The sequence below is a fragment of the Telmatocola sphagniphila genome (genome assembly GCF_018398935.1).
GTDB classification, from domain to species: domain Bacteria; phylum Planctomycetota; class Planctomycetia; order Gemmatales; family Gemmataceae; genus Telmatocola; species Telmatocola sphagniphila.
On sequence record NZ_CP074694.1, the window covers coordinates 1,722,479 to 1,734,719 of the forward strand.

The window sequence follows — 12,241 nt, forward strand, 5'->3', positions numbered from 1 at the left end:
CAGCTGGGCGTCAAAAAAAATTATCGGGGCGAAGGTTTTTTCCACTGGGGATCGTATTCCTGGGAAAAAATCTCCTGGATCCGAGCCGCCCGGTCAACACCGGATTTTTCGAGAAGAACTTCCAGGGCTTTTTCGATTTTTTTCACTCGAGAGTCTGTAACCGCCGCCGAGGTGCTTTCCCCGCGATGGATACGGTCCAGAAATGCCGCCAGGTCCAGCAATTTGGAGCGTGCTTCAAGAAAATACTGTTCCACAGTTAGCGGAGCGGCTAGTGCTTTCAAGTTTTCCCCCCGGTTTGCAGATTGGTGACCGTTGAATAATCGTTTCGAATTTTGAGATCGACGAGCTGGTTGAGGTTCCCGGAACGGAAGCCTTCCAGATCGAGGGTAATATAGCGAAACCCCAGTTCGCGAAGCGCCCGGGCAAGATTCTCGCGCACTTTTTGTTCCATCAGTTTCGCAATCGCCTCCAGAGGCACTTCGATGCGAGCTAATTCCCCCTCGTGCAGCCGAACTCGGCATTCCCTCAGCCCCAGTTCTCGGAGGATTTTTTCGGCTGCCTCGATCATCGAAGTTCGCTGCGTGGTCACGACCACACCCGGAGCGAGTCGACTGCTCAAACAGGGAGACGCGGGCTTATCCCAGATAGATAAGCCGACTTCTTTAGCCAGGTCCCGAACTTCCGCTTTGGAAAAACCGGCTTCCACCAGTGGATGCCGAACTTTCTTCTCCGCGGCCGCAATCAATCCGGGTCGATAATCGCCCAGGTCGTCGGAATTAGCCCCGCTACAGATGACCTCGGCCTGCCATTCCGAAAGCTGAGCCGCAATGGCCGCGTACAGTTCGCTTTTGCAAAAGTAGCAGCGGGCTCCGTCGTTTTTCAGATACGCCGAATTCTGAAATTCCTGGGTCGAAATAATCTCGTGGGCTATTCCGATTTGCCGGGCAATCTCGATCGCTTCGGCAATCTCGGCACGGGGGACACTCGGGCTGTCAGCCGTTACGGCCCGCGCCTTGTCTCCGAGTGCCGTTTGGGCTGCCCAGCAAACGAGTGCACTGTCCACTCCGCCGCTAAAGGCAACTGCCACGCTGCTCATTTGGGAAAGCACTTCCAAGAGTCGCAGTTTTTTCGTCGCCAATTTGGAATCCATAAATGAAATTGTACCCGACTGGAGAGTTTCCAACTAGGTCTCGATTCGAGGGGGATATTGTGAGAAAGGGAATAGCGATTTTCTTAAGACGAAAATGCTGACAATTTTTCAATTTGGGCTGCCCTGCTCCTCGGAAGATTCTAAATCTTCAAGAAGGACTCTTCTCTAACTCGCCACTGAGGATCAAGATGCGTTCGCTCGCTCTTTCGCTTCTCCTTCTTATTCCAAGTCTTTGTACGGCTCAGGGTACGGCCGCCGACTACATTCGAGCTCAATCGCTGGGCCGTGAAGTTCAGGGCAAAGTTTTTCGGGATACCGTAACACCCGCCTGGGGCCAAAATGGCATGTGGTACAAGGTCCGGGCCAGTAAGGACCGATACGAATTTCACCTCGTCGATTACAAAACCGGGAAAAAGGAACCGCTCTTTGATCGGGAAAAACTCACGGCCGCATTAGCAGAAATCGGGGCGGCCAAGCTGAAGCTCGACGAGCTTTCTCCGGATCAATTTCACTTATCCGAGGATCGGATGAGTTTGAAATTTCCCTGGAATAACCAGACTCTGATTTACAACCGGCTCGATCATAGTGTCTCGATTGCGAAGCCGGATAAAGCGACGGCCTTCCAGCTTGAGGACAGCCAGCCCGTCCACTTTCAGGCTCGCAAAGAAAATCCCTGGAAAGCCTATAAGGAAGGCACCAAGCTGATTCTGGAAGATCGGGAGAAAAAAGAGAAATTCGAGTTGGGGAGTGACGACAAGGAGACCTACTACTCCGGGCCCTACCTCTTCTCGCCCGACTTCACGAAATTGGTGTGCGTTCGCGTGAAGCTCGGTGAAAAGCATGATGTCACAGTGATCGAATCTTCGCCGCGCACCCAACTCCAGCCCAAAGTCCGTATCCTGGAGAATTATCGTAAACCGGGCGATGCCATCACGATTCTGAAGCCGAGGTTGTTCGATCTCGCCACGAAAAAAGAAATTCCGATTTCGGATAAATTATTTGAAAACCCTTACGATTTTGAGGATCGGACCCTCTCGTGGAATTCCGACAGCAGCCAGTTTACCTTCGAATACAACCAGCGCGGCCATCAAGTCTACCGGGTGCTGAGCGTCGATGCGAAGACGGGCGCTGTCCGAGCCATCGTGAACGAGGAAACCAAAACGTTCTTCGAATATAGCGGGAAAAAATACATTCACTGGTACGACAACAAGCAAAAGCTGCTCTGGATGTCGGAGCGTTCAGGTTGGAACCACCTCTATCGAATCGACGCCAGTACCGGGTCAGTTCTGAATCCGGTCACTCAAGGGAACTGGGTCGTTCGCTCGATCGTGCGGACCGATGATGAAAAAGGCCAGATCTGGCTCAACGTCGGCGGAATCTATCCCGAGCAAGATCCCTACTATTTGCATCAGATTCGAGTGAATTACGACGGTACCGGCCTGGTGAAGTTGACCGAGGGGGATGGTTCGCATTTCGTGACCTATTCGCCGGATCGGAAATATATTCTGGATCGCTATTCGAGAGTCGATATGGCCCCCAAGACGGAATTGCGGGATGCCGAAACCGGTAAGTTGATCAGCGTTCTGGAAACGGCCGACGATAGCGATCTGAAGCGGATGGGCTGGCGGTCTCCCGAACGCTTTGTCGCCAAAGGTCGAGACGGTCAGACCGATATTTATGGCGTGGTCTATCGCCCGATGAACTTCGATCCCTCCAAAAAATATCCAGTCATCGAGAATATTTACGCGGGGCCGCAAGGAGCGTTCGTCCCCAAAATTTTCCGGGCATACGATCGCAAGGCCGAATATGCGGAGTTGGGTTTTATTGTCGTTCAGATCGACGGCATGGGAACCAGCTTTCGTTCGAAGGCATTTCACGATGTTTGCTGGAAAAATCTCGGCGATGCCGGTTTTCCTGATCGGATTCTCTGGCTGAAAGCTCTCGCCGAAAAATATCCGCAAGTCGATCTCACCCGCGTCGGGATCTTCGGAGGCTCCGCGGGAGGACAGAATGCCCTCGGGGCACTCTTGCGACATCCCGATTTCTACAAAGTCGCCGTCGCGGATTGCGGCTGCCACGACAATCGGATGGATAAGATCTGGTGGAACGAACTCTGGATGGGCTGGCCAGTCGGCAAGGAATACGAAGAAGCTTCCAACGTTGTGAATGCACACAAATTACAGGGGAAATTGCTGCTGACCGTGGGGGAGATCGATAGCAATGTGGACCCGGCTTCCACGATGCAAGTCGTCAATGCTTTGATCAAAGCCAATAAGGATTTCGACATGATCGTCGTCCCCGGTGGCAATCACGGCGTGGGAGAAACGCCGTATATGAATCGCCGCCGCATGGATTTCTTCGTTCGTCATCTGCTCGGGGTGGAACCCAGAGCAAACTAGCTATTCCTCGATGCGCTCGGCATAGAAGCCGGCATTGCGTTCCTGCAAAGTCGTGGTGCCGGCAATAATCTTCCCGTTGCCGGTGAACAGATGACCGCTAAAAGCCTGCTTCGTCGCGGGATATTTGATCTCGAAAGTGATCGAGTGTTGCGGTTGCCCCACTTTTCCCTTCACTTCGTACTCGCGACCATCTTTGTCAGAGGTGTACGTTCCGGAAACTTCTCCATCGTCCGTGGCAAGGAGCTTCAGCACCCCGGTGCGCCGACCATCGTCGTAAAGCTTGTAGGTGCCGTTGAAATACTTAATCTGAAATTCTTCGCCAATCGCCAGTTTTGGTTTTTTCTTCGGCACCACGCCCGGAATCGCCTTGGTGAGAACGTATAACTTGGCTTTGCCCACTGGTTTCAGAATCAGTTTGCCCTCCGTCTCCTGAGCGATGAGATCTCCCCCGAGTTTTTCCGGCACGATTTGTCCCTGGTCGAGGTGAATTCGCGAGCCGTTATACAGGTGCGTATTCTGGCCGGAAGCCTTGATCGCCCGCTCCGAACCTTCCCGAAAGGTGAGATATTTTTCCACCAGGAATAAAGGCACCTGTTCCTCGCCGACTCGCAAACGGGCCGGTTGAACCAGCAGCTTCGTCAATCGGCGATCGTTGGTTTCCACCACCAGAAAAGCCGATTGCGTGTCGGCCAGGACGTTCAAATGTTTTTCCATTTCCTCGACGCTCAGCGAGGCCACTTCCTTGAGCACTTTATCTTCCAGTGCCTTGGTCAGAACTGGCTGATAGTAGTACTCGAACTGGTCGGCGCGAACGGCCGCCGTCGCTGCCAGACATAGCACCAATGCCATAAGCTTTCGCATAGTTCGCTCCTGGGTGGAAATAACCGCCGGGCCGTTAACTCTTGAGAAATCCAACCCCCTTTTCGGGGCAGCGGTATCTGTTTTTTCGGGCTTTCTACCCGATTTTAAATTCGATACTCCGACGTTTTCGCCCGATTGACAGGGGAAATTACCCCTTGTCGAAGAGGATATCCTCAGTCATACTGATATCTAGTGTATAATACGTGAAGCCGCGGCGCGGCGGTTATACCGGCATCCCACACCGGTGCAACCGCTACGCCGCGGCTAATGCTTTCGATGATTGTGCGAACGAAAAGACATGGAAGAACTGTCACTAAATTTCCTGAAGCAGTTGTTGTCGACTCCCAGTCCGTCCGGGTACGAGCAGCGGATTCAGGAGGTCGTTCGCACCTGGGCCAAGCAGTATACCGATGACGTTAAAACCGATTTACATGGTAATGTCATCGCGCGACTGGCTCCGAACCGGCACGTGACGAATCCCGTCCGTATTATGCTGGCGGGACACTGCGATCAAATCGGATTGCTGGTCGAACATATCGATGGGGATGGTTTTATCTACGTCCAGCCCATTGGCGGTTGGGATATGCAGATTTTACTGGGGCAATACCTAACAATTTGGACCAAATCGGGCCCGATACAAGGTATCCTCTCCCGCAAGGCGCCTCATCTGCTGCAAAATGATGAGAGAAACAAAGTTCCGCAGTTCACCGACGTCTGGGTGGATATCGGGGCCAAAAATAAAGAAGACGCCGAAAAGCTGATCCGTCACGGCGATCCGATTACGGTAAACCTCGGCTTTCACGATTTGCTAAATGGACTGGCGGCTTCCCCGGCGATGGACGACAAAGTCGGTGTCTGGGTCGTGATGGAGGCTTTACGCCTGCTGAGGGATCGGGAGCGAAGTGCCGAAGTCTACTGCGTTTCAACCGTTCAGGAAGAAATTGGTTTGCGCGGGGCCACGACCAGTGCCCACCGAATCAACCCGACCATAGGCATTGCCGTGGATGTCTGCCATGCCAGCGACACCCCGGGGACCGATAAAAAGCAGCTCGGTGAAGTGAAGCTGGGTGCGGGACCGGTGCTGTTTCGCGGCCCGAATATCAGTCCCCGAGTTTTGGACGAGTTGGAGAACAGCGCGAAGCGACTCGAAGTTCCGGTACAAGTACGCGGTGTGGCCCGGGCCACGGGTACGGATGCCAATGTGATTCAGATTTCCCGCGAAGGTGTGGCCACCGCACTCATTGGGATTCCGAATCGTTACATGCACAGCCCCGTCGAGACCGTAAATCTCGACGATCTTAATAACGCGGCCAAATTACTGGCCGATTTCTGCGCGAATATCTCGGTGGAAACGAATCTGATTCCTTAACCGGATTGAAAGAGATATCCGCTCTCCCTCTGAAAGGGATGTTTCGGGAGTATTGCTATGGCCGATGAACGTATACCGATGACCCGTGAAGGGTACGATAAGCTGAAGAGCGAACTCGACCATCTGGTTGGTGTGGAAATGATCGAGATCACCAAGAAGCTGGCGGAAGCTCGTTCCGAAGGTGACCTCAGCGAAAATGCCGAGTATCATGCTCAGCGCGAAAATCAGGGTCAACTCCAGGCGAAGATCAACGAAATCCGCGACAAGCTGAGCCGCGCGAGTATCGTCGAACCTGGCCAGCGCCCCAAGGATATCGTCACCTTCGGCGCGACGGTTAAGGTCAAGGATGTGGATATCGACGAGGAAGAAACCTTCACCATTGTCGGACCCGGGGACGACGATCCGGATCAGAACAAGATTCTTTCGACGAGCCCGATCGGACAGGGATTGTTAGGCAAAAAGAAAGGCGAAACCGCGGAAATTCCGGTTCCGCGCGGCAAATTGAAATTCAAGATATTGGCCATCAGCTACGAGTGACCTCGTCGTCGAAGGCCTCATTTCCCCTGGAACGCAGATTGCGAATCACACTTTGATGATTCGCGATTCTGTCGCAACCTGACGAAGAATCTCGCGCATCTGCGATGAAAGCAGTTCGATATTGTCGTCCCGGAAGAAGAGCATGTGCTCGGCCGGTACGACATAAAGTTGCACTTCATCGCACCAGCGGTTCCAACCCTTGTGCGGGTCGTCGTAGTAATGGCCGATCCACTGATCGGTCTGTTCCGAACTGACCAGGATCACGCGGCCGTTGAAGTGCTCCGAAGGCAAATAAGCCTCACGCGCCTTGTAAAGAGCACCCCAGACGTGCTTTAATCGCTCTTGGGGAACCACTTTCATACCCGGAATCGGCGGCGCGTAAAAGCGGTGCAGGTTGAGCCGGAACAGAATCCGCTTCTTCATCTGGTCGATTCGGTTGCCCAGATAATGCAGCTTTCGCTTGCCTTTCATGTTGCGGAACACGCGAGCATGTTCGCGAACCCGCTTGAGCATCGGCATCGGTTTGGGATAGCCAGGCGCCAGGGTGTCGAAAGCGATGACGCGCGAAACGACTTTTCCCATGGCCTGTAATTGCAGGGCCGTTTCGAATGCGATCACACCGCCCACCGAGTAGCCGCCGATCACGTAAGGGCCTTCGGGTCGTTCGGCCAGAATTTCTTTCACGTATCGGGTGGCGATCAGTCGGATATCCTCCAAGGGAGGTTCCGTGCCGTCAACGCCGATGGCTTTCATTCCATAGGTGGGTTGTTCCGGCCCCAACAATCTCGAGAACTTGTGGAAGGCAAACACGTGCCCGCCGGCTCCGGCAATCAGGAACAGCGGTGGATTCGAGCCTTGGGTTTGAAGCGGAACGAGAACGCCACGACCCAATTCCAGATTGCGTTGGAGAACGGTCGCCAATCCCCGGATGGTTGGCGATTCGAAAAGGGCTTCGAGCGGGAGGCGATGCCCCAACCGGGTTTCGATCCGGGACATGAGTACGGCGGCCTGAACAGAATCGCCCCCGAGCTGGTAGAAGTCATCGTGCACGCTGATCGGTCTTATGTCGAAAATTTCTTCCCAGATCGACTGGAGTGCAAGTTCCTCATCCCCTACCGGGGCGACGTATCCCGTGGCCAATTCCGAATCTGCTTGATCTTTTGAATCCACGATATTCACCGAATTCATTTCGGATGTTGAGTTCATTCTTTCCGCCTCAAGTTTCTTTCTCAAGCGGTTCGCCAAACCTCGGATCGTTGGAGACCCGAAAAGCACTTCCAAGGGCAGGCGGTGCTTTAATCGATCCTCAATTCTAGACATTAAAAAGGCCGCTTGAAGCGAATGTCCCCCAATGTTGAAAAAATTGGCGGTCACTCCGATCGGCTTGATCGCAAAAACTTCTTCCCAAATTACCTGGATGCTCCGTTCCAGATTATCGGCAGGTGGAACGAATTCCAATTCATTAGTTGTTGAAGTCCAATCCGGTTCCGGCAAGTTTCGACGATCTAATTTTCCGGTCGCCGTTTGGGGGAAATTCTCCACTATTGTAAAGGAGATTGGTATCATATAATCCGGTAAAAAGCCGGATAAGTGTTCTTTAATACTAGAGGGAGAAGGACGCCGTTGTTGAGAGTCTATCAGCTTTAAGTAAGCTCGCAAAGTCGAGCCGCCAGACAAATCCGATTTCGAAATTACCACCGCCTGCGCCACGCCGGGGAAGCTCTCCAGAGCTCGCTCGACCTCTCCCAGTTCCACCCGGAACCCGCGAATCTTCACCTGATGATCGATACGGCCCAGAAATTCGATGTTTCCATCCGGCCAGTAGCGAGCCAAATCCCCGGTTTTGTAGAGCTTGGAGCCTTCCCGATCGGTAAACGGATCTGGAATGAATCTTTCGGCCGTCAGTTCCTGCCGGTTCAGATAGCCATCGGCAAGAACTTCTCCTCCGATGTGCAATTCACCCGGAACGCCGAGCGGCTGGGGCTGCAGATTTTCATTCAGAATATGATAGTGGGCATTCCGGATCGGCTTTCCATAGGGAATGCTGACCCAACCGGAATCGACTTCGTCGATGCTAAACCAGTTCGACCAGATGGCCGCTTCGGTCGCGCCGCCGAGACTGACGACTCGGCTCGTCGGGAAGACATCTCGAATTTGCTGGGGAAGTGAAACGGGGATCCAGTCGCCGGAGAGCAGTACCAGTCGAAGATCGCCAGATCGCTTGTTTTTGTCGAAAAAATGAGACAATTGCTGCAGCAGCGCCGGGGCAGAATCCCAGAGAGTAATTTTTTCGGTCTGAAGTATTTCCAGCAATCTCAAAGGATTGCGAAGTTCGTCCTCGCTGGCCAGGCGCAGGGAACCGCCCGCACCCAGAATCCCAAAAATATCGTACACCGAAAGATCGAAACTCAGCGAAGTCACGAACAGCAATCGGTCGGTATGATGAACCCGGAAAGTGGTGTTGACCCAATCCAACACGTTGGCAACAGGCTTATGCCGCAGGAGGACCCCTTTGGGAAGGCCGGTCGATCCGGAGGTGTAAATCACGTAGGCCAAATCGTTTGAAGTGCCAATCTTTGCCGGGTTGCGATTGGGCTGAGATCTAAGATCGAGCTTATCCAGAACCAGCAGCTTTGCCTCGTCTGCAATTTCCAATTTGGTCAGACTGTCGGAATTGGTCAACACCCACTTTGAGTTGCTGTCCTGGATCATGTGATTCAGTCGCTCGGCCGGCGAACTGAGATCGAGCGGAACGTAAGCGCCTCCCGCTTTGCTGATGGCCAGAACTGCGGCAATCATTTCCGGGCAACGAGGCAGCGCCACCGACACGAATTCGTTAGGCTTCAGTCCGAGCCCGATCAGATAGTGAGCGATCTGATTGGCCCTGCCGTTCAGCCGTTCGTAACTCCAGGTCTCTCCCGATGTCAGAATAGCGGCCGCATTCTTTTGACGAATAGCGGTCTCTTCAAAGAGTTCGTGGATCTTCCGTTCCGAGGGATATGCCCCTTCGGTGCGATTCCATTCGTGCAGGATCTTTCGGCGTTCCGTTTCCGGAAGCAAAGGCAGGTGCTGAATTTGTTCCGAGGGATTAGCCAAGGCGGCATCGAGTAGGGTCTGAAAGTGGGCCGCCAGACGATCGATGTAGATTTCGTCGAAAAGATCGGTGTTGTATTCGATCCAGGCTTTCAGTCCTCCGCCGAGCTTGTCTTCCAGCACGAAGCGAATATCGAACATGGACGTGCCGTTATGCAGGCTGATCGGCAGCATATCGTGCGGTCCGAGATTCGTGGGCAACAGCCCCTGATTCTGGTAAAGGAAAGCGATCTTAAACAATGGCTGTCGGCTGGTATCCCGAACGGGATTCACGGCCTCCACGATGGTTTCAAACGGCACGCCGCTGTGTGCAAGCGCTTGAAGCGTGGATTTGCGCACGGCCGAGATTGCATCCCGGAAGGTCATCTTCCCATCGATGCGATTTCGAAGCGAAAGAGTGTTTACAAAAAAACCAATCAGTTCTTCGGTATCCGGGCGACGGTTGGCCACCGGGGTGCCGATGCAAAGGTCCGTCTCGCCAGTGTAGCGGTGCAGCACGCTCAGAAAAGCGGTCAGCCCGACCATGAATCGCGTGGATTGCTCCGCAAAAGCAAACTCGTCGAGCTTGGCAAGTTTAGCCGCCGTAATTTCAAAGCGAACTACCGAACCGCGGAAGGTCTGAATCTTCGGCCGGGGCCTGGAGAACGGCAAATCGAGCGAAGCCGGCGGTGGAGTGAGTACCTGCTTCCAGTAAGCCAGGTGCTCCTGGAATTCGGATTGCGAACGCCAGGCCTTCTCCCAGATCGCATAATCGCCGTACTGGATCTGTAGCCGATGCCGATCCATCTCGGAACCTACTCGGATGGACTGGTAGGCTTCGGTTAGTTCGGCGAAGAACTGGTTGATGGAAACGCCGTCCGTGATGCAGTGGTGAAAATTCACCAATAGGAAGAAATCTTCCGTGTCGATTCGCCAGAGTCGAACGCTCCAGAGAGGGGCCTGTTGCAGATTGAATGGCCGTCGGGCCTCCTCCTCCGCTTCCCTCTTGACGCGTGGAAAGCGTTCCGATTCCGGAAGTGCGGAAAGATCGGAAAAAGCGACGTCGATGGAAATCGAAGGCTCGACGAACTGAACCGGTTCGCCGTTGTATTCGTCCAGGCGCGTGCGCAGCGGTTCGTGTTTGCGGGACAAGGTCCCGAGAGCCGCGCTCAGCACGGCCACATCCAGGTCGCCGAGCAGGCGAACCAGACGGTACACATTATAAACTTCCGGCTGACTGATGAAGCGATCGAGAAACCAGAGGCGGGATTGCGCAGAGGTCGCCGGAAACTCGCTACGATTGGCGGCCACCTCGATGATCGGCTTATTCGAAATCAGGGAGTTCGGCTTGGACTCCTGCAGCAGCCGGCAGAGATTCCTGAAGGTCCGCGCCTGAAAGAAATCTTCCGTCTGAAGCGAGAGGGAGAAGCGAGCCTGAATGCGGGATAAGAGAAGAGCGGAGTCGAGGGAATTACCGCCCATTTCGAAGAAGTCATCGTCCCCGGCAACAGAATTCACACCCAGAATGTCGAGCCAGATTTCAGCGACGACGTCTTCGGCACGAACCAGGTCGAACTGGTTTAGAGGCAGGATTCTCGACTGAATTTCATTCGCACGTGGCGAGGAAAGCATCTCTGTATCATCCCCCGGCTCGCAAGCAGCGAGCTAGTCAAAAGAACCGGCAGTTCGATTCGGCAGATATTCGGAACACTGGCTCAGTGAGACGTGCTATCCCCCGCGCCGGTTCCCAGTCCTGCCCAATCTCCCTGTTCCCCCCATTCAAGCAATTGCGAAGATCCACTTCAATCGCTTTTATTCCTAAAGCTGGGATAAGGGATATATAGCTTAAGTTACACTTGTCACAACCTGAATTTTAATCCCAGGTAGTGCCATATACCGACATAAAAACCACTTTTTTATAAGTTTATGCTAATACAGGACAATCGAGTTTACGGACGTAATATTCTCTCGAATTTTGAGGCGATCTTTTGTAATAATTGCCCGAACTCATATCCCCTAAATTGCGCGAAGGTCCGATCTTCCACGTAAGTCGACCATCCAACAGTGTCACGTTAGACAATTTGGCTTTTTAGAATCGGTAGCAAGATAGAGAATTTCGTTCCGGTGCCCACTTCACTCTGAACTTCGATGGATCCCCCGAGTGCTTCGATCACTTTTCGAGTTGTGGGCAACCCCAGACCGGTTCCCCCCATCTTGGTCGTGTGGAAGGGTTTGAAAATCTTTTCGAGTTGATCTGTGGGAATTCCCGAACCGGTGTCGATGACGTCCAGGCGAATGAACTCTCCCTCGATGTAATCCTGAAGGATAATCTCACCGCCCTCCGGCATCGCCTCCTTGGCGTTGATGAGCAAATTCAGCATCGCCTGCTTGAAAACCTGCGGGTCGATTTTGACGCGCGCTGAGTCGCCGCAGGGATACCAGGTGAGTTGGATACCCATGGTCTGTGCGGTCGGCTGGAAGAAATCGATGACTTCACTAACGACATCATCGAGGCGGACGATCTCCAATCGCAAGAGTTCCTGAGCGCGTGCAAAGCGCAGAAAATCATTGGAGATATCGGTGATTTTCGTGCATTCCGTCTGGAGGCGCTGAATCCGCTCGGCAATGCGGCGTTCCTTGGGAGACTGTGGATTTTCGTAGTCTTCCGCGAGAAGCTGCAAATTCAGCCCCAGCGTGGCGATGTGATTTTTGATTTCATGAATAAAGCCACCCGCCACTTCAGCCAATTCGGTAAATTGCTCGGCGGATGGCATAATAATCAATCAGAGTTTGAACGAAAGACAAACTGAGGAGCCAGGCTCCTCAGTCGCTTGCGAGTTCAATCCCCTGCCC

8 protein-coding genes are annotated in these 12,241 nt (G+C 53.4%); 3 read left to right on the plus strand and 5 right to left on the minus strand.

What is annotated here, in order from left to right; genetic code table 11:
• Window positions 1-20 precede the first annotated feature (20 nt).
• Both KIH39_RS06980 and larE read right to left on the minus strand, forming a co-directional pair.
• A complete protein-coding gene (locus KIH39_RS06980; protein WP_213498559.1) occupies window positions 21-281 on the minus strand; it encodes a hypothetical protein in 261 nt (86 codons plus the stop codon).
• The gene (gene larE / locus KIH39_RS06985; protein WP_213498561.1) at window positions 278-1,150 is read right to left on the minus strand and encodes an ATP-dependent sacrificial sulfur transferase LarE; all 873 of its coding nucleotides are present in this window, start codon (window positions 1,148-1,150) and stop codon (window positions 278-280) included. Before larE ends, KIH39_RS06980 begins: the two co-directional genes overlap by 4 nt.
• A 188-nt stretch (window positions 1,151-1,338) precedes the next feature.
• Between larE and KIH39_RS06990 the strand changes: the two genes are divergently transcribed.
• Entirely contained in the window at window positions 1,339-3,549 is a 2,211-nt protein-coding gene (locus KIH39_RS06990) for a S9 family peptidase (RefSeq protein ID WP_246539580.1), read from the plus strand.
• On the opposite strand, the gene KIH39_RS06995 is transcribed toward KIH39_RS06990, so the two are convergent.
• Window positions 3,550-4,410, minus strand: a complete 861-nt coding sequence (locus KIH39_RS06995) for a hypothetical protein (RefSeq protein WP_213498563.1) — start codon at window positions 4,408-4,410, stop codon at window positions 3,550-3,552.
• A 298-nt stretch (window positions 4,411-4,708) separates the two neighbouring features.
• Here KIH39_RS06995 and KIH39_RS07000 point away from each other — a divergent pair, with 298 nt between their 5' ends.
• A complete protein-coding gene (locus KIH39_RS07000) occupies window positions 4,709-5,779 on the plus strand; it encodes a M42 family metallopeptidase (RefSeq protein ID WP_213498565.1) in 1,071 nt (356 codons plus the stop codon).
• A 57-nt stretch (window positions 5,780-5,836) separates the two neighbouring features.
• Window positions 5,837-6,316 (plus strand): transcription elongation factor GreA, encoded by a 480-nt coding sequence (gene greA, locus KIH39_RS07005; protein ID WP_213498567.1) that lies wholly within the window; start codon window positions 5,837-5,839, stop codon window positions 6,314-6,316.
• 45 nt (window positions 6,317-6,361) lie between these two features.
• Here the strand turns inward: greA and KIH39_RS07010 are convergent, their stop codons facing one another.
• Together KIH39_RS07010 and KIH39_RS07015 are read right to left on the minus strand one after the other, a co-directional pair.
• Window positions 6,362-11,020, minus strand: coding sequence for a non-ribosomal peptide synthetase (locus KIH39_RS07010; RefSeq protein ID WP_213498569.1), 4,659 nt, complete (start codon window positions 11,018-11,020; stop codon window positions 6,362-6,364).
• Between the two features lie 440 nt (window positions 11,021-11,460).
• Entirely contained in the window at window positions 11,461-12,162 is a 702-nt protein-coding gene (locus KIH39_RS07015; protein ID WP_213498571.1) for a sensor histidine kinase, read from the minus strand.
• Between the last annotated feature and the right edge of the window lie 79 nt (window positions 12,163-12,241).